The organism is Serratia sp. N21D137 (assembly GCF_047530005.1).
Taxonomy (GTDB): domain Bacteria; phylum Pseudomonadota; class Gammaproteobacteria; order Enterobacterales; family Enterobacteriaceae; genus Chania; species Chania fonticola_B.
This window is the reverse complement of record NZ_JBLJAJ010000047.1, coordinates 1-20,674: the sequence shown is the minus strand read 5'-3', so window position 1 is coordinate 20,674 and position 20,674 is coordinate 1. Positions and strand designations below refer to the sequence as shown.

Sequence of the window (20,674 nt, the reverse complement as noted above, 5' to 3'; positions counted from 1 at the left end):
AACCGCTCTTTCTGAGTCAGATGTTTTCCCTGCATGCAACAGGCTCTCCAGTAGGGCCAGAGCGGTGATTTTATCCGGGTCTGGCCAGTGGGTCACTTTGTTGCGTTTCGAGTGGGAATGGGGCCCACGTGCAATTTCATCGCAGACCAGCCATGTTGCCAACTGTGCGATACCGCACCCAGCCTTAACGGCGGCAACCTGAGCTTCGCCATTTCCGACGATAATGCGGCCCTCCATTGTGCGCCGCTCAATCATTCCAGCATCATGCGCGATCAACCACGGGCCCGTGGTTCCATCGGCCTTACCATAGAGCACGGCATCATGGCGAGACAGTTCGGCGGGCGATGTCGGTGTCCCGTTGCGGGCCAGGTAATCGGGAGAGGCGCAGAAAATGAGGCGTTCACAGCCCAGGTAGCGATGGCCAACTGAGGTAGGCCAATGATCCGGACCACCAATACGCACCGCCACGTCAATGGCTTCTTCAAGCAAATCAACGAAGCGATCGGTCAAAGAGACATGCGGGCGTAAGTGCGGGTGTTGCTGTGAGAACTGGAGCAGCAGCGGCCAAACCCGAAGGCGGCCAAATGTCGCCGGAGCATCTAGCCGCAGACGACCCATCGGTTCGCTGTGCTGTGCGGCGAGCACGGCTTCAGCCTCTTCCAAATCGGCCAGCACTCGTACGCAAGTGCGGTAGAACGCTGCCCCCGCATCCGTCAGAGCCAAGCGGCGGGTGGTGCGCTCGAAAAGCCGGGTCCCGAGCCGAACTTCAAGGCGCGCCACACTTTTGCTGACGGCAGAGCTGGTCAAGTGCAATTGCTCTGCCGCTGCCGTGAAACTGCCTGCATCGGCCGTCGCCACGAAGGTTTCGATGCCCTTAAGCCGCTCCGATGGGATCATGCTGCCCTCACTTACTAAGGAATTAAATTCAATAATGTCGGTAAAATATATCAATAATGAGAATATATTTCTTAAATATACTAAGGGCAACAGCAAATCCCCATGCAGGAGCCTTTTTGATGTCTTCGATTACCGTACCGGGCACCGCCATTTCGGCGAGCCGTAGCCGCCTTTCCATCGTCATTCTTGCGGTGGCGGCTTTCGTCATCGTCACCACCGAATACCTGATCGTCGGACTATTGCCAGCATTGGCACGCGACTTGGATATTTCAATTTCCGCTGCTGGCCAATTCGTTACCTTGTTCGCCTTCACGGTGATGCTGTTCGGCCCTTTGCTGACTGCGCTGTTGTCACACATTGAACGTAAGCGCCTGTTTATCTGTATTCTGATGATCTTTAGCCTCTCAAACGCTCTGGCCGCAATCGCTCCGAACGTTTGGGTGCTTGCGATTGCCAGGTTCATTCCCGCGCTGGTGCTGCCCGTGTTCTGGGGGACGGCCAGCGAGACGGCCGGACAGATTGCCGGGCCGCATCGTGCCGGTCGCGCAGTATCGCAGGTGTATCTTGGGATCTCAGCCGCCTTACTGTTTGGTATTCCACTGGGAACGCTAGCGTCGGACCTTATCGGCTGGCGCGGCACCTTCTGGATACTGGCCGGGCTGTCGCTGGTTATGACATTGGCCCTGGCGATCTTCATGCCGACCCTGGCACGCCCCGAACGGCTAAGGCTGGCAGAACAGACTCGCATCCTCAAAGACCCCTATTTTGTCGGTAACGTTGTGTTATCGGTCGTTGTGTTCACCGCAATGTTTACGGCTTACACTTATCTAGCCGACATGCTGGAGCGCATCGCCGGTGTGGCTCCGGCGCAAGTCGGTTGGTGGCTCATGGGCTTCGGTGCTATCGGCCTGGTCGGTAACTGGCTGGGCGGGCGCTTTGTAGACCGCAGCCCACTGGGCGCTACCGCCATATTCTCGTTATTGCTGGGCATAGGCATGATGGCCAGCGTACCAGCGGCAGACTCGCTCATTCTGTTATGGTTGGCACTTGCGCTTTGGGGTATCGCCTATACAGCGCTGTTTCCAATCTGTCAGGTTCGGGTGATGAAGTCCGCCTCACACGCTCAGGCGCTAGCCGGAACGTTGAACGTCTCTGCTGCCAATGCCGGTACGGGCCTTGGCGCCATTATCGGTGGTCTGGTGATCCCTCAATGGGGATTGGAAAACATTGGTTTCGTTGCCGCAGGCATCGCGATAACGGCCATTTTGCTGGCGGCTTGGCTTGTACGCTTTCGGCGGCAAAGCGCGAAATAACTAGGAAAGGGAAGGTGACCGACTATGCGGTCACCTTGGCAAAAATCACGTCTCAACTAAATTGCTTCAATCTTTCAAATCCTTGCTCCAGATCGGCTTTCAGTTCATCCATATCCTCCAGCCCAATCTGCAAGCGCAGCGCCCGGCCGCCGGGTTGCCACTGCGTCACGGTGCGGTATTCGGCACAGTTAAACGGGATCACCAGGCTTTCAAAACCTCCCCACGAGTAACCCATGGCAAAAATCGACATGTTATCCAACATGTTATCAACACCAGCCTTGGTATATTCCGGCTGCAAAATGATAGAGAACAGGCCCGAAGAACCTGTAAAGTCGCGTTTCCAGAATTCATGCCCTGGGCAATCAGGGAAGGCCGGGTGGAGCACTTTCAATACCTCCGGGCGGGATTTTAGCCAATGAGCCATCTCCAGCCCGCGCTTTTCTGCCTCCTTCAAGCGCAAGTACATGGTCCTCAAACCCCGTAGGGCGAGAAAACAGTCTTCTGCGCCCGGCAACATCGCCATCAGATCATAGGTTTCGCGTAATTTAGGCCACCAGGCATCATTGGCTGAAACCACGCCCATCAGTAAATCGGAATGCCCGCCCAAATACTTGGTACCCGCCTCTACGGAAATATCACAACCATGTTCATGGGCGCGGAAAAATACCGGCGTTGCCCAGGTATTATCAATAATGGTGGCGATCCCTTGCTGTTTTGCCAGCGCCGTCATGGTTGGAATATCCTGGATTTCAAAGCTTTGAGAGCCAGGAGATTCTAAAAAAAGGGTGGTAGTGTTAGGGCGGAACAAGGTGCCGATGTCTGCGCCAATCAATGGATCATAGTAGGTGGTTTCGATCCCCATTTTGCCCAACATCCCAGCACAAAACAGGCGAGTAGGTTTGTACACGCTGTCAGGCATTAACAGGTGATCGCCTGCTTTCAACGTAGTGAGCAATGCCAGCGCAATTGCGCCCAGCCCGGAGGGTGAGAGCACTGTCCCTGCCGCTCCAGCCAGTTCGCTCCACGCATTTTCTAGATTAGCGATCGTGGGTGTGCCCATCGTCCCGTAGTTAAACTCGGCTCGGTTATGCTCAATATCGCTGACGGTAGGAAAAATAACCGTTGAACCCCGATAAACCGCTGAGTTGACAAATCCGGCCTGTTTGGCGGGATCTCGGCCGATCTGTGTAATCCGGGTGCCGATGCTGAAATCCGAGCTTGGTGATTTACTCATTGCTAACCTCATCGTTTATTCGAAAAATTTAAAGAAGGGGGACAGGCAAAGCAAAATACCGAAGAAAGTGATAAACCAAACGGCGGGCCCCTTAAACTTATGAAGTGCTTCGACTTTATACACCAGATAGCAAGGGATCAAGCATGATACCAACCCGAACAAAGGGCTCCCCAGTTGCATAAAGAACAGGATAGAGAAGCGGGTTGAAATCCACGCCCATAACCCCAGCACAACGCCAACGCTGATGGCAATGTGAAGCACTTTTTGATTGATTTTTTCTTCCGGAATAAAACGGCAGATAATATTAGTCACAATCCCTTTGATCGCCTCCTGGAACCCTAAATAAATCCCGAGAAACGCCGTTAAGATGGCAAAAATATTCAGCAAGGCGCTCATTACTCTCACAACAGATCCGGGAATAACCTGAGCTGCAATAGCTAATGCAGAGATATTTTGCTCAAAAGCGGAAACGGCCTGCTCATGGCTGATAGCAAAAGTGAACGAGAAGGCAAAGAACAATACCGCAACCGCCAGGATAATATAAGCAACACGGTTGGCGCGGATAGCTCGATAGGTGGCAATACGTTTATCCGATTCAACTTTGCAATAAGCAATGTTCATCGGGCTAAGTATCTGAACAAACAGAATGGAGAAAAGGGTAAAGGGTAACGTCAAAAACACGTCGCGCATAAATGGCAGCAGTTCAGGGAAAGCAGTAATATTATTCAAGTTCCAATGTGGAACCATCACGCCCCCTAATACAACGATAATCCCAAATTTAACGCACACCATCGGGCCGGAGACCTTGAACAACAACCGTTCCCCTTGAGCGGCAATGCTGACCAAGGCAACCAGCACCACCAACCCATACCAGATGGAGTCTGACAGCAAGCCTTCCGTCAGCCCAAAGGTCTGAATATAGGAGGCGCTGTCAAAAGTAACGGCCAGGGAATAAGAAAACATGCTGTGTAGTAACATCAGGAAATAGGCAATACCTAGCCAAAATCCCCAGTTTTTCCCGAGATATTGCGTAATGACGTTAGTATAGTCTTGGCAATCTTCACTTTCTGATAATGTTTTAAGGTAAAGACTTTGCAACAAATAAATCGCCGGATAAGAAATGATAACCGAAGTGATAAATACCCAAGTGCCTTTAATGCCCACTTGAACTGGCATGAAAACAATGCCGGAACCGATGGCCATACCTATGCAGAGAATAACCCAGCCGAAGTCATATCGGGTAAACGGAATGCTTTTATACGCGTCTTTAGACTTGATATCTGTATTTATTATGCTATTCATCATTGTCTTCCTGTCGCAAGATGATCACAGCCGTGTTCTCACGAAATGAGAAGTTATGTAAAACATCGCGTTTGTCAGAGGTAGCCTTATCTGACATAGAAACATAGTACGTACTGGTAAGTAAAACTTAAAGCAGCTAGCGGTGTTATTAAATGAAAATACTTGTGCGTGAAACGCAAAAGTTGATGGCTGTCCTATTTTATGTGCTTTTTATGAAAACTGACTGAAAGGGTTGGTAGCGTCGCTATCTAGTGAGTATAGTCAATTATAATGTATAGGAATTTTAATGACTTAGCGTTTTTTTGCTAGCCTGATATCAGATCCATGCGGCCGTATAAATTCACAAAGGGGTACCGGCAGATGATGTCGTCAACCAGGGGTTCCGTTTCATTCAAGGCAAAAATCGACAACTACGCCATCTTCCGGCAGTTGGAAATCTTTATCAAGGTCGTTGAATGTAACAGTTTTTCTGCCGCAGCGCTGAAGTTGAACCTCACGCCGTCATCGGTGAGCCGCAGCATTTCCCAACTGGAAGAGTATCTTGGCATCGTTTTGCTGAAAAGGACCACGCGTAACCTGATTTTGACCGAGCCAGGCAAATATCTGCTGTTCCGGGCGCAACACCTGCTGGCGGATCTGGATGACTCCTTGGTTAATACCTCCAGTTTCCGCAGCCACCCACAGGGCCAGCTCAAAATTACCTGTTCAATTGCCTTCGGCGTTACCCATCTGATGCGTTTGTACAGTGACTATAGAGAAATCAACCCCGACGTCAGATTGTCTGTCGATTTAAATGACCAATGCGTCAACCTTAACGAAGAGAATATCGATATTGCGCTGCGTATTACCGCACACCCGCCGAGTAATTTTGCTTTGCGCAAAATCTGTAAGATCAACTGGGTTTATTGCGCCAGCCGGCGCTACTTTGAACGCCGTGGCCTGCCGAAAACCCTGGCAGACCTGGAGGATCACGACTGCCTGATCAATCCAAACGTTTCTGATAACTGGCACTTTATTGGCGGCGATGGGCATTCGTTAAAAATCAATAACATCGTCGAGGTGAACAGTACCTTGGGGCTGCTACAGGCTGCGCTCCATCATCAGGGGATCGTCAATCTGCCGACCTACATGCTGGGTGACCATATCGCTGATGGCGAGTTGATCCCCATTTTGCTGGATCACGAAGCTAAAGAGCATGAGTACCATCTTTTCGCACTGTACCATCCAGGGCATTATCAAGATCCCAAGGTGAGAAGCTTTATTGATTTTATTGTGGAAAAAATCTCATCGACGCCTGTCTGGGACGATTGGATGGCAGGGTAGCTGTGTTTGTCATCCAGAATGTGAAGTTGATGGCAGAGTAGGCATTAAGGTTCCGACAACAGATTGACTGGCAGTGGATAAGCCATTACGGTGCCGTAAAATAAATGGAAATAGGGTGAATTTAAATGCAGCTGATTTATCCCAGTGATTACTTTAACCCTGCCAAGGCCGATGAAACCTTTGAGCAGGAGTTTAACTGTGCCAGACAGAATGGATTAACCTGTGTGCTGCTGTCCTCTGAACACGCCTCGATGGGAAAGTACAAGTTCTCTCACAGCTTTGAGCCAGATGTCCCCGTGATATGGCGTGGATGGATGCTGAGCCCGGAAGAGTATCAACAACTGCATAGAGCCGTTTCGCTGAGTGGCGGGCAAATGCTTGAATCATTTGATGATTATATTCGGTGTCATTACATCACCGGCTGGTACGAAATTTGCCAAAAGTATACGCCGGAAACCGTATTGGTCAGTGCAGATGCTGATTTCGATATGCTGACCGATCGGCTTAAGTGGCCGTGTTACTTCGTTAAGGATTATGTTAAATCACTGACAACTTCCAGAGGCTCTGTTGCCGCAAATGCCGATGAGATCCGCGAAGTGTTGAAATCCATTGAGCACTTCCGAGGGAAGATTGAAGGGGGAGTCAGCCTTAGACGTTTTGAAAATTTTGTCCCCGAGAGTGAGCGCAGATATTTTTCATTGAATGGCAAGGTTTTCTCTGCTGACGGAATTATTCCAGAGGTGGTTATTGAAATCGCACAGCTCGTCGATGCTCCATTTTTCTCCATAGATATGATTGAAAATGATGCAGGTCAGCTCCGGCTTATAGAGATCGGGGATGGGCAGGTATCCGACATCAAGGAATGGCCGGTTGAGCGCTTTGTACGGATATTTATGGCGTCATAGGAGCCCAAATAGGCAGGCGTTTCAGGGGCGTGTAAACGCCCCATTTAACTTACTCAAATAACCTACGGTGTAGCGCTACAACCGCGCTGTCAGCGACTTCGCTTGGTAGCATGAAGCAAAGATTATCATTCGATGCGCCATGGAAAATCATGCGCACGGCATACTCATCCAGATCCACAAATGTATCCCGGCAAACGCCCGCGCCACGATGGAGTTGATTGCCAATCAGCGTGACCAAGGCCAGCCCGGTTTCAATCTCAACTCGGCAATGAGAAGAGAGTGCTGTAAGCAACGCGGTGGTCAGGGTGTGATCTTCTCCCGAAGTGGATCCCGTGGAATTCAGGGCTAGCGCTATACAGCTCTCGGAGGTGGTAACCAGGTCCACATCAACCCGATGTTCTGCCAGAATCGCGAACATTTCGGCAAAGAATCTGTATGCAGGTTGCGTATGCAGGTCGTGCAATCTCAACAACGTCTGTTTACGGCGAATGGCAATCGCACGATAAAGTGGCGGATTCTCTGTCTCACGGCGAACCAGCGTTCCACCGGCAGCGGTATTTTTGCTGGAACCTACAAAGACCGGGATATTTTTCCGCATCGCGGGTAACAGGGTCGCCGGGTGGAGCACTTTCGCACCAAAAGCAGCCATGTCGCTGGCTTCGGAAAAGGAGATATGGTCAATACGCCGGGCCTGCGCCACAATGCGCGGATCGGTGGTGTAGATCCCGGCCACATCAGTCCAGATATCGACACGTGCGGCCTGCAATGCTTCCCCAAGCAGGGAGGCGGTGTAGTCGCTGCCGCCCCGGCCCAGCGTGGTGGTATGCCCGGCGTCATCACTGCCGATAAAACCCTGGGTGATAACAATCGCCTGCTCAATACGCGGCCGCAGATGGGCTTCTGCCTGATCCTCGACCAGGTTGATATTGGGTTCGGCGCAACCGTAGAGGTTGTTGGTTCGAATGACTTTACGGGCATCAAACCATTCTGCTTGCGCTGCACGTTCACGAAGCACTTCAGCAAATAACAGGCTCGACATCAAATCGCCATGGCTGACCAGTTCATCACTCAGCGCCGTGGAAGGCATTGTCAATGCCGTCTCGGCAAGGCGGGCAATATTTTCAAGGAGCTGATCGATTTCTTTGCTGATGACCAGCGGCGCTTTCAGGCGGGAAATAATGTTGTACTGGATAGTGCGAAGGGTATCAATTTTATCCATACGATCACGACTTTCCAGCCCTTCAGAAAGTTCGACCAATAGATTTGTGACCCCTGCGGAGGCAGACAAAACGACCAGGCGGACGTGGTCATCAGCAAGAACAATGCCAGCACTGCGATTCATCGCGTCAAAGTCAGCAACGCTGGTACCGCCAAACTTGGCAACGACGAATTGTGGATAAATGCTTGTCATAACAATCTCATATCAGGGCGCCATAAAAAATGGCAAGAAAATTTTCATTCTCGGCATAAGGGAAGCACGCTTCGCCTTACGAAATGTCCGCCCGCGAACATTTCTGATGACAACCCAGGAAAGCCTCCTGTTGTCGATAACGTGTATTGCCTCTTACGCGTTACCGGTGTGATGCGCATTAATTCTTTATTTACGGAGAGTAAAATAAGCGCGCCATAGTAAGTGATTTATCTTAATGGATCGACATTTTTATTTTATTTCGCAATAAATCAGTAAAAAAGAATGCCTTACAGGCCAATACCTAACATTCTTAACGGTAAAATCGTGTAACAAAAGAATAAAACCATAGCAAAACGATGGTTTTCATGACGTTGTATCTAATCCGGGCATTCGTAACGCTTTGTGCGATATTGGTAACAAAAATTAATGCGCAGCGAAAGGTAACTTATTGTTATGATTTGACTTTAAAGGGTTAATTGCATGTTGAAACAAATGATTGAGTACACCATTAAAATGCTATATATTGGCCGCGTTTTTACAGGCAATCCCCTTAACCTTTTATTCAACCCGGCGTTAATAATACCCGAGGTTGTGGGAGTGATATGATGACGGATAAAGTCCGTATTGATACTTTAAGTGCTAGTTCATTACCACAAAGCAATGATACCTTTTTAGCGAGACAGGCCGAGTTTGAGTCTAACGTCAGAAGCTATCCACGGAAACTGCCATTGGCAATTGCCAAAGCGCAGGGCGTTTGGATTACTGATGTTGAAAATAATCAATATCTTGATTGTCTTGCAGGCGCCGGGACTCTGGCGCTGGGTCATAATCATCCTGACGTGCTTCAAAGCATTCAAAGTGTCATCAGCAGCGGCTTACCGTTACATACGCTGGACCTTACCACACCTCTGAAAGACGAATTTTCCTCCTATTTACTCTCTTTATTACCGGGCCAGGGCAAAGAGTATTGCCTGCAATTCACCGGTCCGTCTGGCGCTGATGCGGTTGAAGCCGCGCTCAAACTGGCTAAAAAAGTAACCGGCCGTTCAAGCATCATCAGTTTCTCCGGCGGCTACCACGGTATGACGCACGGTGCGCTCTCCGTAACAGGTAACCTGTCACCAAAAGAAGCCGTCAGCAACATGATGCCGGAAGTGCAGTTTATGCCTTATCCGAATCAGTATCGCTGCCCGCTGGGCATCGGTGGCGAAGCAGGTGTTAAAGCGCTGACGTACTACTTCGATAACTTGATCAACGACGTGGAAAGCGGCGTACGCAAACCAGCGGCGGTGATCCTCGAAGCGGTTCAAGGCGAGGGCGGTGTGAACCCGGCTCCAGCCGAGTGGCTGCAGCGCATCCGTAAAGTTACGCAGGACCATGGCATTCTGCTGATCATCGACGAAGTCCAGGCTGGTTTCGCACGCACCGGTAAGCTGTTCGCGTTTGAACACGCAGGTATCGAGCCAGACATCATCGTTATGTCTAAAGCTGTCGGTGGCGGTCTGCCGTTGGCCGTACTGGGCATCAAAAAACAGTTTGACGCATGGGCGCCAGGCCACCATACCGGAACATTCCGCGGTAACCAGTTGGCAATGGCCACCGGTCTGACCACGCTTAAGCACCTTAAAGACAACGCCATTGCGGATAAAGTTGCCGCCCAGGGCGAGTGGCTGAAAGGCAAACTGGCCGAACTGCAAAAACGTTACCCGGCTATCGGCCATGTACGCGGCCTGGGCCTGATGATCGGCATTGAAATCGTGAAGCCTAACGAAGCACAGGATCACATGGGATGCTATCCGGCGGATGGCGAGCTTTCGGCATTGCTGCAGAAAAAATGCTTCGAATCCGGTCTGATTCTGGAGCGAGGCGGCCGTCATGGTTGCGTACTACGCCTGTTGCCATCACTGCTGATCACCGACGCTGAGCTGGAAATTTTCCTCGATAAATTTGAAAACGCCTTGCTGGCCACTGGCATGGAGCCGGTTTAATCGGAGTTAACTATCGTGTCTGATAACAACCCAATTCTGTCCGGTTCGGCGCAAAGTATCGCCGCCTACCAGGATGCCATTGAGCAAAGCAGCAAAGCCGTTATCGAATGGTTAAAGCAGCCAGAAATGTATCAGGGGAAAACCGTCGACCAGCTGCGCGAGCGCATTCAGTTGAACTTTACCTCTCAGGGCCTAGGTAACCAGGCCGCCATTGAGCGTGCAGTTGAGTATTTCCTCAAGGACAGCCTCTCTGTACATCACGCACAATGTGTGGCGCATCTGCACTGCCCGAGCCTGGTGATTAGCCAGGCAGCAGAGGTGCTGATCAATGCCACTAACCAGAGCATGGACTCCTGGGATCAAAGCCCGTCAGCCACCATCATTGAGATCAAACTCATCGAGTGGCTGCGTGAGCAGATAGGATACAGCGCCGGTGATGCCGGCGTGTTCACCAGTGGCGGTACCCAGAGTAACCTTATGGGGCTGATGCTGGCGCGTGATGCTTTCTTCGCGCGTCAGGGGCACTCCGTTCAGCAGCATGGTTTAACGGGCGATCTGAGCAAAATCAAAGTGTTCTGCTCCGAAAGCGCACACTTCTCCGTGCAAAAAAACATGGCGTTGATGGGGCTGGGCTACCAGTCAGTCACTCAGGTGAAAACCGATGCGTTCTCGCGTATGGATATCGCTGACCTGAAAACCAAACTGGCGCAGGCGAAAACCAACGGTGAGCAGGTGCTGGCGATTGTGGCCACCGCCGGTACGACCGATGCGGGTGCGATTGATCCGTTAGAGGAAATCACCGCGCTGGCCGCGCAGGAAAAAATCTGGGTTCACGTGGATGCCGCATGGGGCGGAGCGCTGCTGCTTTCTGAGAAGTATCGCCACTACCTGAACGGCTTGGAATCCGCAGATTCCGTGACACTGGATTTCCACAAGCAGTTCTTCCAGACCATCAGCTGTGGGGCATTCCTGCTGAAAGACGCACGCCATTACGAGCTGATGCGTTATCAGGCGGCGTACCTGAACTCTGATTTTGACGAAGAACAGGGCGTACCGAACCTGGTGTCAAAATCACTGCAAACCACACGTCGTTTTGATGCCCTGAAACTGTGGATGGGCCTTGAGGCGTTGGGTAAAAAGCAGTACGCCGAAATCATTGATAATGGCGTTACGTTGTCACAGAAAGTGGCTGAGTATGTCTCTGCACAACCGCATCTGGAACTGGTTATGCAGCCACAGTTGGCAAGCGTACTGTTCCGTTTCTGCCCGAAAAGCGACGATCGTGCGTTTATCGCGCTGTTAAACCAGCGTATCGGCGATGTTCTGTTGGCATCAGGTAGCGCCAACGTTGGGGTAACAGAAGCAGATGGGGTAACATGTCTTAAGCTAACGCTGCTGAACCCAACGGTTTGTCTGGAGGAAGTAAAAATCCTGCTGGCCAGCGTGAAAGAGACGGCTGAAAAATTGCTCAACGCGTAATCCTTTAGTAACCAAATCTGCGTCGAGTTGCTAGTCAATTCGGCGCAGTCATAATGCTTCCTCTGGTGAAATCTGTTGGGTAATAACAGCCATTATTTCTCAGATTTCACGTAGCGCGATCAAAAAAGAAGGGCGTTTTGAACGATATTGCACAACTGATGCTAATCTCGTTGGAAAATTGCTGCATGACGATTTTGAAGAGATCGGCTGTTCCGGGCTGCGCTATGACAGACAGCAAACCATTGCTGCGCTAAAGTTGGAAAGCGGCCAGCCACAGATTTTGCCGAAGAGTTCAAACTGGTGAAGATTGCCGATGGTGCCGTATTGTTGAGGTATAAAAGTTTTCAACGTGATGCGGATGGCAGCATAGTTCGCCGTGCCGAGCGTTCTTCGATCTGGTTGCAATCGTCACAAGACAGTGGAGGCCATTGGCAAATGCGTTTCCATCAAGGAACACTGATCGGGGATTGAAGCCGACTGTGTATCAACTCGAATAATCGCCACCCATGAACCAACTTCTAGAAAACCAAGCAGACAAAGCGTGAAGGTGAGGTGAGATAAACATAGCGGGATAACCCGGTGCGTAATCACCAATGCAATTTAACATAATATACATTATGCGCACCAAGGTGACGATACGTGGAATCTGGCTATCTGGTACTGTCATTGGTCTTCATTGACCCTGGTCAAAAATTCACGTGGCCAGTCAACCTCATGCTCTTATCTGATTTTTCAGTAGCAAATCTCATCTAAGCAATCCGCTGATGCAACCGACAAAGCCTGCTCTTCATTAGCAGTTGGTTGGCAAGTCGAGAACTGAGTCTATTATGCACCCATCCCTAGATTCTACGACTACACGAAATCATTGGAACAATTTCTGGTTGTTCGAGTGCCCAACTGTCTCGACCCTTGCCAAGCCTGGCCAGCATCCCATCATCACGAGCCACAAAGATAAGCTTTCCATCAAGAAGCCTATCCAACAAAAACATAACTTTCTCTGCCAGAGCATTTAGAGCCTCAAAATGGTGATCGGGCAGGATTTCGTTTTCGCAATCTTCACGTTAACACTAGTTACCGCTCTTCACCCAAGTGCTTCAACAGCAAAACTGTCATGTTAGGAACAATTTCTGCTACCAATTACCATACGGATACGCTTTCCCCTTAATAAAATCTATTATGTCTTTGTCATATCCATAAGAAAAATCACTCTTGGTTATTCCTTTGCAAAGCTCTAATTTATCCCCAGACACGGTCTTTAAGACTGATGGCGTCACGCGAATATTAGGCTGATTACCGATACCTCGTAGCCAGACTGCAATCTTACCTTCCGGAGCCAGACCAATTTGTATGTTGTCGTAATACCGGATATTACCCTGATAATCCTTATACACGCTGGGTTTGCGCATTTTATCCACAACGGCGTCAGACAGGGTCAGGCGAGTTTCATACACTCTTTTATCAATCACGGAGTCCCAGCAAAAAAGAATATGCCTAGGGGGATGTTTAACGTGATTCCAGTGCCCTCCGGGTGCTCGATCGGTATCATTCCAATTACCGATGACTTTATCCAGGTCCGGGGTGCTGTCCAGCGTATTAAACCGGTAATCAGTACCGTTAGCATCAAGGATGGCGACAAACGTTACCCGTGCAGGTAGAGCCTTGGGCGTGAAAAAATTAAATCTCCAATCGGTGGGCACATCGTTTTGCACTGAAGCCTCGGGCTTGCCCGCACTGTGAATCTGGCACGCCGTCAGCAGCAGTACAGGAAGAAACCCTGCCAAACGGATTATTTTCATATTTTATTTCCCACCATATCGTAAACTGTCCGCTGCCAGCGCTCGTCTGGACGGTTGGTAAAGTTCACCAGCTTCGCCGGTTTGACTGCTCCAGCTATCATCCCCTCACCGTCCCTGACAACGCTGTTCCAGTTGGCTGAACAGTGAATATATTTTTCTGCCAGTATTTCGATTTCCTGAGTAGCAAATCTGGGAGCAGACGCCCCATTCCGTACCGCTCGGCCCATCACAATCGCTTTTTCACACAAGCTATTGAGTTCTGGACTAAGCCATAATTCTGTATTCGTATTACGAATAGAATCGAATGCCACGCCTGCGTCCTGCGCCGCATCGATCATTACCCGCAGCACCACTCTCGACCAGTCGTTGCGCGTCGGGCGCTCAATGACCGCTGCCGCCCCGCTGCGTTTTTGCGGCATGCCGTAGCGATCGGCTGGCATCCGCTCGTCGTGCCAGGTGTCAATGTTAATCTCCAATGCCTGCAACAAAGGGCCAATCGCTGGCCAGGTATCCATCGCACTGAGCTGCTCACAGGCCTGTTGATAAACCCGCGTTTTCGTATCAGGTGTGGAAAAGGGTACGGTTTCAAACTGCGGACGGGTGATGAAATAGGCTTCGTACTCATCAGGGTTATAACCGCCACCAATGTCAGAGTGTGCACCGGGCAAAGCCAGTTCCGGCCATGCAGGTTTCACGCTGTTCAACGCAAAGTTAAACCGGCATTCGTGCTGTGCGGTGATATGAAAAACCTTCTCGGCCACCCCCGGACGCAGCACAATATTCACCTCGCCCGTATCGGCGCTGTGCGGATTGAACCCGTTGACCGGCGTACCGATGCCAGCCACCGTATCAAATATCCCCAGAAAACGGGTTTTACCGCCGGGAGTGCCTGAGAACTCAATACTTCCCAAGCCGGCCTTGATGGCAGCGATAATCGCCTGATCCTGACTGAATATCCGGTTGGCAAAATGCCGTGCCGCTGCAGCTCCCCGACTGAACCCGAAAATATCAAACTGCAATTCTTTGATGGTCCAGGAACTGGCGTCAGGCAGGTTATCCAGATAACCTTTGATAGCAGCAACCAGCATAGCGACTGCCTTATCGGTTTTTCTCACCACTCCGGAGTTACCTCTGCCGGTGCCCATCCCGTAAGTACTGTCGCCTTCCCCGCTTTCCGTACCAATCCCCTCGATATAAATTGCACGCTGGCCGTATCCCGTATCGGCAGTGAGTTTTTGGTTATACAGAATATTTAGCCAGTGAACATTGGTGTAATAGCCGAGATGACTTCCTGCTGCGAAGCCGCTGTGTCCGCTTTTTAGTTGAACGCATTGGAAATAAGCTGAGTGAGCATCGGCATTGTTCATCCCAAAATGCTCTCCGGAGCAGGCATCAAGGCTGGCTGCGGTATTATCCGCATTATTGCCGGTGCCGTCGAAAAACACCCCGATGGTCAGGGTAATTTCCCGCTTCTGCCTTTCCTTTTTGGCAGCCTGTGCGTGCTGCTCTGGCTCTGCTGCCTGTTTCTTAGCGCTTTGAGCATACTGCGCTGGCGCCGCTGCCGGTCCGCTATTCATCGGCATTGAGCGCGGAGAGATAGATGGGGCAACCGAGAGCGGTTGACTGCTCGCAACAAGACGATGGCTACCAGCCGGGCAACCACAAGCCACACGATGGCCGTCAAGTGCCGTTGGTACACCATAAAAACTTAAGTTTGCTTCCCCTTCGGCAATAACCCCGATTTTCCCGCAAGCCGGACACGAAACCTTATTCCCTTTCAGCGCGACGGGAATACCATCACACGTGTAACGATTTCCCAGAACCCCCTCCAGTACCCGCCCCCCTGTGGTGGTGGTATCGCCCTGGCAAATGACCGATATTCCCTGGTAGTTCATTCCTCTGCTCATATCCTGCGAGCCTCTTTGTCAGCCTCTTCCATGACATTACTCCATGTTTTATTAAGGGTTGTATCCGGAACCAGACTAAACTCTCTACGACAAACTGTCAAAAATCGACCAATTTGAAGAAGCCAGTGGACACCAGCATGTTAAACGTCAACATCACGAAATCGATGCCAATGCGTATCATCGGCCTATCTCACACGGGTTCTTACAGAGAGAGCAATCGGGCTTTCACTGGAGCTATACCAGTTGGCGAATTGTGTTCGCGCTGAAAACTAAGTATTAATGTTGACAAATATTGAAGTGGCATTCAGCACTGGAATGCCACGGAGTGAGTCCTAGCGATACCGGCTAGCCTACCTCAGCGCCAGTTCGGATCCTTCATTACCGAATAGCGACCGCTGCCAAGGAAAGCGATAGCCAGCCCGGCAAAGAAATACACCGCCATATCTTCTGCTCCCCAGGCCCCTACCTTGGTCAGCATCAGCGCCTTGCCGGGATCGATCAGCAGGTAAGCAGCCAGCATGGTAAATGAAAACACCAACGCCGCCGGGCGGGTAAAAATCCCCAAAATAATCAACAGTGGAGCTACTAGCTCACCGACGAAAACGCCGTAACCGATAAATCCTGGCAACCCATGTTGAGTCAGCAATCCCTGGATATAATCGATGCCGCCGATCAGTTTATGCCACCCATGGAATATCATCATAATGCTGAACGCCAAGCGCAGTATCAGTTTGCCCAGATCCGGACGATCCATGACACGATTAAACCAATTCACCATGTTGCACCTATTGAGAGTTAATGATAATCGCAATCAATCTAATCCTAAGTTGCATTTTTACAACGAAATTCGTAGTAAACCTTGATCTAACACATTAAATAAACTTTCATAAAAACCGACGCCACCTGCATGCCCGCCTCCTTAGATCGCGGCGTTATAGTAAGCTTGAGAAGAATTATCTTTCTATCTATATGAATAAAATGTTAATAATTGGCATTTTATGCTGACATTTGTTTTTTGGTAGCTAAACATATCGCCCTCGTGGGGATTATATATCATTAAATACTTTATTAATGCTTAAGCTTGCGGAATATGGCCTCTCATACCATATTTATTACACTCTGAAGAATGTGGTGGATTAAGAGAAATAAAAAACTTAACCACGTATTTTAACCCGTAACATTCTGAACGAGCTTTTATTTTAATGAGATACCACGCGCCTGCGCAATGCTGGCCCGCTCTGTGTATTTCATTTTATTTAGCATAGCAATTCACCGCTAATATCATTAGCCCGGGAAGTAAACTTTGTGAGCCTCACGTAGCTGTTCGCCACCAGCGGCGATCTTGCTTGCGCGCAGCACACGCTATTCATTTAAATTCAAAAGGTTAACATGCATCAAATTACCGTTATTGTTTTTACAATAGCGTTATTTTTAGTGCATCTAAAAAACAAAAACCATGAACATCCACGTTACTGGAGGCTCAGGGATTAATACGCCCTATTAATCCATAGCAATAAACAAAATGACTAATGCAACCTGTTTTATTGATTTTTCCCGGTGGCAGTATTAAGGCCACCATAATAAAAACCCATACAGGCAGCACCTTATGAGCGATGAACAACTTGCATCCGATGCGGCACTACAGCAATTTATCGATCTTTCCCGTTTATTAACCGGTTTCGACCGCTTTGAGTTACTCGGTACGGGTCAGGCAGCCTTTTATTTTGACTGGGTACAAACGCACGCGGCAGAACGTTTTACCACGTTGTTGGCAACGTACGGCGATCTCCCGGCAGATGCTGCACAGCACTCTTCCTTTGTAGAAACCCAACTGCTGGGTTCTGAAAAGTTGTCAACGTTGGTGAGCAGCATTATCAAACTGTGGTACCTAGGCCAGTGGTATTCGCCAGACAACCCGAATGATACCCAGATCCCCAGTGCTAACAGCTATCAACAGGGCTTGGTGTGGGATGCGATCCATGCCCATCCACAGGGTGCCAAACAACAAGGCTTTGGTGCCTGGTCTGAACCGCCAGTCACCACATCCACAGTGGTGAAACTATGAATATCATCACTCCTGAACAAGCAGAGACAACCGAGTACGACGTGGTGATCGTAGGGGGTGGGATCTCCGGCGCCATCGTTGCCAAAACCCTGACGCAAGCGGGAAAACGCTGCCTGATTGTCGAAGCCGGTACCGGATTGGGGACGGACTATCAAGGCTATCTGGACTACCTCAACACCTTTTATACCGCCACCATCAAAATCCCCAATGCGCCCTACCCAAGCAATCCTAATGCCCCGGAACCGCTGGAAACCGAAGTCAGCAAGACGCCAAGCGATAAAGGTTACTTTGTCCAGCGGGGGCCGCTGCCATTCAGTTCGACCTACACCCGTTATCTCGGTGGCACCACCCTGCACTGGCTCGGCACCTCGCTGCGCATGCTACCAGAGGATTTTCGCCTGAAGTCGCTGTATGGCGTGGGTATCGATTGGCCGATCGATTATCAAGAGCTGGAGCCGTGGTACCGTAAGGCGGAGCTGGAGCTTGGGGTTTCCGCCAATGTAGAAGAACAGTCTTACCTGGGCGTCACCTTCCCACCTGGCTATGTTTATCCAATGCACGGCCTGCCCGCGAGCTGGAGCGACAAGCAACTGGCCAGCCGTATCGATGGCATGCAGGTGGAAGATGACGGTAAGTCTTACACCCTGAAAGTGCGCGGAACGCCCGCCTCACGCAATAGCGTTCCCAATAGTGATTACGATCAGGGCCGGGGCTATACCCCAAAAGGTGCCGTGGGTAACGACAAAGTGGGCCACCGTTGCATGGGTAACTCCAGTTGCGTGCCTATCTGCCCTATTCAGGCCAAATATAATGCACTGAAAACGCTGAACACCGCCAACCACGAAATGCTCGATATCGTGTTGCAGAGCGTGGCGTTCCAATTGGATATCGACCCACACAGCAAGGCGATCAACGGCGTTCAGTTCAAACACTATCGATATCCTGGCAATGACTCCTACAGCCTGCATACGGTGAAGGGCAAACGCTATGTGCTCGCCGCCCACGCTGTCGCCAACGCGGTGCTATTACTGGCCTCCGGTGCCTGTAAAGGCAACGATCTGGTTGGCCGCCATCTGATGGATCACCCGGAGCTGTTGACATGGGGCCTAACCAAGAAAACGCCATTGTGGCCGCTACGTGGCCCATTAGCGACCTCCGGCATCGAGGATCTGCGCGGTGGCAGCTTCCGTAAACACCACGCACCGTATCGGTTCGAAATGGGCAACGACGGTTGGCTGTGGCCAGCTCAGGCGCCGTCGAAAGATGTGATCACTCTGGTAGACGACGAGCAACTGCACGGTAAAGAGTTACGTCAAAGGCTCAAAGACCAGGTTTCACGTCAATTCCGCTTCGGCATCCTGGTGGAACAGCTGCCGGAGTACGATAACCGCGTCACCATCGATCCGAATTATCTAGACATAATGGGTAACTACCGCCCGGTCATTCACTACGATTTATCGCCCTATACCCGAGCCGGTTTCGCCAGCGCCTACGATATGTCGATGAAAATCTTCGACCAGGCCGATATCAAAAACTACTCGTCCTATTCAAAAGAGGATGCCGGAGCCTTCGTCTGCCCAGACGGCAGAACCCTCACCTTTAACGGTGCCGGGCATTTTGCCGGAACCCACTGCATGGGTGTTTCACCAGAGAGCTCAGTGGTGAATAAGGACCAGCGCACCTGGGAGCATCCCAACCTCTATCTGGTGGGCTGCGGCAACATGATCAACATGGGTACCTCAAACCCGACGTTAACCATGTCGGCGCTCACCTGTTGGGCTGCACACAACATCCTGCAGGATCTGAACGGGGGGCATCATGCGGCAGATTGATTGGCAGCAAGCCACCGCCCAACCCTATGATGCGGTGATCGTAGGTTCAGGATTTGCCGGTTGTATCATGGCCAAGCAGTTGACCCGCGCTGGCCGCCGGGTGCTGATCGTCGAAGCCGGGACGGGCAACGACAGCTTTGGCCAGCACCTGGATCATGTGCAAACCTTTATGCAGGCCGTGGCAAAAACACCTAACGCACCCTATCCCGATTCCCCTAACGCACCACAGCCGGAAGTGACTGACGTTGAACCCATCACGCCCGGTAAGCCTTCGCACAAAGGGTATTTCGTGCAGATGGGGCCCTATCCCTTTGAAAGTAACTATACCCGCCGGCTGGGTGGCACTTCGCTGCACTGGTTTGGCAGCTGTCCACGGATGCTGCCGGAGGATTTTGCCATGGCCACGCTGTTTGGTCGTGGCGTGGACTGGCCGCTGAGCTATGAAGAGTTACTGCCGTATTATCAACGCGCTGAACTCGAAATTGGCGTTTCCGCCGATGTGCAGGATCAGCAATACCACGGCATCCATTTTGCGCAGGGCTATCAGTACCCGATGCAAAAGATCCCCCAGAGCTATCTGGATCGCTGGATGATCGCCGGATTGGCCCAGGCCGAATTACCCGGTACGGCAGACAAAGCCCAGATCCGCTCTATTCCGCAAGGCAGAAACAGCGTGCCCAATGCAGGTTATACCCCGCGTGGTGCGGTGGGAAATCCGGCCGTGGGTCGCCGCTGCATGGGCAACTCCAGCTGTATTCCGATCTGCCCGATCCAGGCTCGTTACAACGCGTTAAAAACCCTGGTGGAAACGGATGCCGATTTGCTGATCCAGGCGGTTGCCTCTCGTCTGCATATCGCGCCAGAGACGGGGAAAATCAGCGCGTTGGACTGCAAGGTGTGGAAGAACGACAGCAGCCATGACTTTGAGCCGATCACCTTACACAGCGAGCTGTTTATTCTGGCCGCCAACGCCATCGAAAATGCCGTGTTATTACAGGCATCACAGGCCTGTCAGTCCAGCGGAGAGCTGGGGCGTAACCTGATGGATCACCCCGCCATCTTGTCTTGGGGGTTAGCGCCGGAAGCGATAGGCGCATGCCCCATTCCCACTCGAAACGCAACAAAGTGACCCACTGGCCAGACCCGGATAAAATCACCGCTCTGGCCCTACTGGAGAGCCTGTTGCATGCAGGGAAAACATCTGACTCAGAAAGAGCGGTTC

15 protein-coding genes are annotated in these 20,674 nt (G+C 50.9%); 8 read left to right on the top strand and 7 right to left on the bottom strand.

Translation table 11 applies throughout. The features are described 5' to 3' along the window. The coding region (locus ACMV5H_RS23715; RefSeq protein WP_414822592.1) for a LysR substrate-binding domain-containing protein at positions 1-897 on the bottom strand (897 nt) is incomplete at its 3' end. A 119-nt stretch (positions 898-1,016) separates the two neighbouring features. Here ACMV5H_RS23715 and ACMV5H_RS23710 point away from each other — a divergent pair. Then, on the top strand, positions 1,017-2,210 hold the full coding sequence (locus tag ACMV5H_RS23710; protein ID WP_414822591.1) for an MFS transporter: 1,194 nt from the start codon (positions 1,017-1,019) through the stop codon (positions 2,208-2,210). Positions 2,211-2,262: 52 nt separating this feature from the next. On the opposite strand, the gene metC is transcribed toward ACMV5H_RS23710, so the two are convergent. Both metC and ACMV5H_RS23700 read right to left on the bottom strand, forming a co-directional pair. Continuing rightward, a complete protein-coding gene (gene metC / locus ACMV5H_RS23705; protein ID WP_414822590.1) occupies positions 2,263-3,444 on the bottom strand; it encodes a cystathionine beta-lyase in 1,182 nt (393 codons plus the stop codon). A gap of 15 nt (positions 3,445-3,459) precedes the next feature. Beyond that, positions 3,460-4,746, bottom strand: coding sequence for an amino acid permease (locus tag ACMV5H_RS23700; protein ID WP_414822594.1), 1,287 nt, complete (start codon positions 4,744-4,746; stop codon positions 3,460-3,462). 363 nt (positions 4,747-5,109) lie between these two features. Between ACMV5H_RS23700 and ACMV5H_RS23695 the strand changes: the two genes are divergently transcribed. Together ACMV5H_RS23695 and ACMV5H_RS23690 are read left to right on the top strand one after the other, a co-directional pair. Further along, positions 5,110-6,069 (top strand): LysR substrate-binding domain-containing protein, encoded by a 960-nt coding sequence (locus tag ACMV5H_RS23695; RefSeq protein WP_414822593.1) that lies wholly within the window; start codon positions 5,110-5,112, stop codon positions 6,067-6,069. A 125-nt stretch (positions 6,070-6,194) separates the two neighbouring features. Beyond that, positions 6,195-6,974 carry an ATP-grasp domain-containing protein gene (locus tag ACMV5H_RS23690; protein ID WP_223499509.1) on the top strand — a complete coding sequence of 260 codons (780 nt, stop codon included), beginning with the start codon at positions 6,195-6,197 and terminating at the stop codon, positions 6,972-6,974. Positions 6,975-7,023: 49 nt separating this feature from the next. On the opposite strand, the gene lysC is transcribed toward ACMV5H_RS23690, so the two are convergent. Next, complete coding sequence (gene lysC, locus ACMV5H_RS23685; RefSeq protein WP_414822589.1) at positions 7,024-8,385, bottom strand: lysine-sensitive aspartokinase 3; 1,362 nt, start codon at positions 8,383-8,385, stop codon at positions 7,024-7,026. A gap of 602 nt (positions 8,386-8,987) precedes the next feature. Here lysC and ACMV5H_RS23680 point away from each other — a divergent pair. Continuing rightward, positions 8,988-10,373: a diaminobutyrate--2-oxoglutarate transaminase gene (locus ACMV5H_RS23680; RefSeq protein ID WP_179251567.1), complete on the top strand. Its 1,386-nt coding sequence runs from the start codon at positions 8,988-8,990 to the stop codon at positions 10,371-10,373. Positions 10,374-10,388: 15 nt separating this feature from the next. After that, positions 10,389-11,852, top strand: a complete 1,464-nt coding sequence (locus ACMV5H_RS23675; protein WP_179251566.1) for a pyridoxal phosphate-dependent decarboxylase family protein — start codon at positions 10,389-10,391, stop codon at positions 11,850-11,852. A gap of 1,130 nt (positions 11,853-12,982) precedes the next feature. Here the strand turns inward: ACMV5H_RS23675 and ACMV5H_RS23670 are convergent. From ACMV5H_RS23670 to ACMV5H_RS23660, 3 genes are all read right to left on the bottom strand, one after another. Further along, a complete protein-coding gene (locus ACMV5H_RS23670; protein WP_179251559.1) occupies positions 12,983-13,648 on the bottom strand; it encodes a DUF2931 family protein in 666 nt (221 codons plus the stop codon). Then, positions 13,645-15,543 carry a PAAR domain-containing protein gene (locus ACMV5H_RS23665; RefSeq protein ID WP_414822588.1) on the bottom strand — a complete coding sequence of 633 codons (1,899 nt, stop codon included), beginning with the start codon at positions 15,541-15,543 and terminating at the stop codon, positions 13,645-13,647. The genes ACMV5H_RS23670 and ACMV5H_RS23665 overlap by 4 nt, the downstream gene beginning before the upstream one ends. A 367-nt stretch (positions 15,544-15,910) precedes the next feature. Next, positions 15,911-16,333 (bottom strand): DoxX family protein, encoded by a 423-nt coding sequence (locus tag ACMV5H_RS23660; RefSeq protein WP_021806367.1) that lies wholly within the window; start codon positions 16,331-16,333, stop codon positions 15,911-15,913. A gap of 828 nt (positions 16,334-17,161) precedes the next feature. Between ACMV5H_RS23660 and ACMV5H_RS23655 the strand changes: the two genes are divergently transcribed. Genes ACMV5H_RS23655 through ACMV5H_RS23645 form a run of 3 tightly spaced genes read left to right on the top strand, consistent with a single transcriptional unit; the run spans position 17,162 to position 20,581 of the window. Further along, on the top strand, positions 17,162-17,620 hold the full coding sequence (locus tag ACMV5H_RS23655) for a sugar dehydrogenase complex small subunit (RefSeq protein ID WP_414822587.1): 459 nt from the start codon (positions 17,162-17,164) through the stop codon (positions 17,618-17,620). Next, positions 17,617-19,452 (top strand): GMC family oxidoreductase, encoded by a 1,836-nt coding sequence (locus tag ACMV5H_RS23650; protein WP_414822586.1) that lies wholly within the window; start codon positions 17,617-17,619, stop codon positions 19,450-19,452. The genes ACMV5H_RS23655 and ACMV5H_RS23650 overlap by 4 nt, the downstream gene beginning before the upstream one ends. Then, positions 19,439-20,581, top strand: a complete 1,143-nt coding sequence (locus ACMV5H_RS23645) for a GMC family oxidoreductase N-terminal domain-containing protein (protein WP_414822585.1) — start codon at positions 19,439-19,441, stop codon at positions 20,579-20,581. Before ACMV5H_RS23650 ends, ACMV5H_RS23645 begins: the two co-directional genes overlap by 14 nt. Positions 20,582-20,674 lie beyond the last annotated feature (93 nt).

What these genes read in the sequence shown, in the direction of transcription:
- ACMV5H_RS23650 (WP_414822586.1), top strand. Translation starts at nt 17,617, where the DNA reads ATGAATATCATCACTCCTGAACAAGCAGAGACAACCGAGTACGACGTG.
- ACMV5H_RS23690 (WP_223499509.1), top strand. Translation starts at nt 6,195, where the DNA reads ATGCAGCTGATTTATCCCAGTGATTACTTTAACCCTGCCAAGGCCGAT.
- ACMV5H_RS23655 (WP_414822587.1), top strand. Translation starts at nt 17,162, where the DNA reads ATGAGCGATGAACAACTTGCATCCGATGCGGCACTACAGCAATTTATC.
- ACMV5H_RS23645 (WP_414822585.1), top strand. Translation starts at nt 19,439, where the DNA reads ATGCGGCAGATTGATTGGCAGCAAGCCACCGCCCAACCCTATGATGCG.
- metC (WP_414822590.1), bottom strand. Translation starts at nt 3,444, where the DNA reads ATGAGTAAATCACCAAGCTCGGATTTCAGCATCGGCACCCGGATTACA.
- ACMV5H_RS23680 (WP_179251567.1), top strand. Translation starts at nt 8,988, where the DNA reads ATGATGACGGATAAAGTCCGTATTGATACTTTAAGTGCTAGTTCATTA.
- ACMV5H_RS23695 (WP_414822593.1), top strand. Translation starts at nt 5,110, where the DNA reads ATGTCGTCAACCAGGGGTTCCGTTTCATTCAAGGCAAAAATCGACAAC.
- ACMV5H_RS23665 (WP_414822588.1), bottom strand. Translation starts at nt 15,543, where the DNA reads ATGAACTACCAGGGAATATCGGTCATTTGCCAGGGCGATACCACCACC.
- ACMV5H_RS23710 (WP_414822591.1), top strand. Translation starts at nt 1,017, where the DNA reads ATGTCTTCGATTACCGTACCGGGCACCGCCATTTCGGCGAGCCGTAGC.
- ACMV5H_RS23670 (WP_179251559.1), bottom strand. Translation starts at nt 13,648, where the DNA reads ATGAAAATAATCCGTTTGGCAGGGTTTCTTCCTGTACTGCTGCTGACG.
- ACMV5H_RS23700 (WP_414822594.1), bottom strand. Translation starts at nt 4,746, where the DNA reads ATGAATAGCATAATAAATACAGATATCAAGTCTAAAGACGCGTATAAA.
- ACMV5H_RS23660 (WP_021806367.1), bottom strand. Translation starts at nt 16,333, where the DNA reads ATGGTGAATTGGTTTAATCGTGTCATGGATCGTCCGGATCTGGGCAAA.
- lysC (WP_414822589.1), bottom strand. Translation starts at nt 8,385, where the DNA reads ATGACAAGCATTTATCCACAATTCGTCGTTGCCAAGTTTGGCGGTACC.